Source organism: Marinobacter sp. UBA2688 (assembly GCF_002352785.1).
Lineage (GTDB): Bacteria > Pseudomonadota > Gammaproteobacteria > Pseudomonadales > Oleiphilaceae > Marinobacter > Marinobacter salarius.
Genome location: NZ_DELU01000009.1, coordinates 159,378 through 160,395, shown reverse-complemented (window position 1 = coordinate 160,395; position 1,018 = coordinate 159,378). Strand labels below are relative to the sequence as shown.

2 protein-coding genes are annotated in these 1,018 nt (G+C 61.7%); both read left to right on the top strand.

Annotated features, from left to right (window positions below; translation table 11 throughout):
* Positions 1–132: hypothetical protein (locus B3M52_RS20010; protein ID WP_414673593.1), on the top strand; the 132-nt coding region annotated here is incomplete at its 5' end.
* Between the two features lie 8 nt (positions 133–140).
* Entirely contained in the window at positions 141–875 is a 735-nt protein-coding gene (locus tag B3M52_RS04675; RefSeq protein WP_286748984.1) for a 16S rRNA (uracil(1498)-N(3))-methyltransferase, read from the top strand.
* Positions 876–1,018: the final 143 nt, after the last annotated feature.

The following is a 1,018-nucleotide window of genomic DNA, read 5'->3' as shown; positions in this document are numbered from 1 at the left end:
CCCCGCCAGTCGCTATTGCGGCCACTGGGTAACGTAGTCTACTTTATGCCCCCTTACGTGATCACCGAAGAACAGATCCGCCACCTGGCCCAAGTGGCCACAGAAGGCATCGAAATCGCCGTACGGGACTGACAAACACCATGCGCATCCCCCGCATCTACACCGACTCACCCCTGAGTGAAGGCGCCACGGCCGGCCTGGACGACAATGCAGCGCAACACGTCGGCCGTGTGCTGCGCATGCAGCCCGGCCAGGAACTGCTGCTGTTCAACGGCGACGGCAACGACTACCCCGCCACCATCACTGAGGCCGGGAAGAAACACGTGTCGGTCGAAGTGGGAACGCCGTCCGCCAATGTCACCGAGTCCCATCTGGAGGTCGTACTCGGGCAAACCCTGTCGAAAGGCGACCGCATGGACTACGCCGTTCAGAAAGCCGTGGAAATGGGCGTTACCCGCATCGTACCGCTGACCACCGAACGCTGCGACGTCAAACTCAAAGGCGACCGTGAAGACAAACGCCTGCGCCACTGGCAATCCGTCGCCATCAGCGCCGCCGAACAATGCGGCCGAGCCCGGGTGCCCGAGATAGTACCGGTGATGACACTGTCGGAATGGTTTGAAAGCTCGGGTGACTGCGACTTGCGCCTGGTTCTACACCACCGCACCGAACCATCCCTGAACACCCTTGCCAAGCCCGCTCGCGTCGCGCTGATGATCGGCCCCGAAGGCGGCCTAAGCCCGGACGAAATCACCGCTGCCGAAACCGCCGGCTTCCTCCCCGTTGCCCTCGGCCCCCGCGTTTTACGCACTGAAACCGCCCCGGTTGCCGCCATGGCGCTGTGTCAGTGGTTGTGGGGTGATATCGGCGGTTGAGCCTACCGACTGTGCCGCCATCTCAATCTGGCGCGCAAGTCATTGACAGAACCGGCCCCCGACAACATTATCCCTGTCGAGTGATAAGTCTGTTGAGGATAGCTCTGTAGTCGGGGCTGTATTACGGGGAGGCCTTTCCAAAA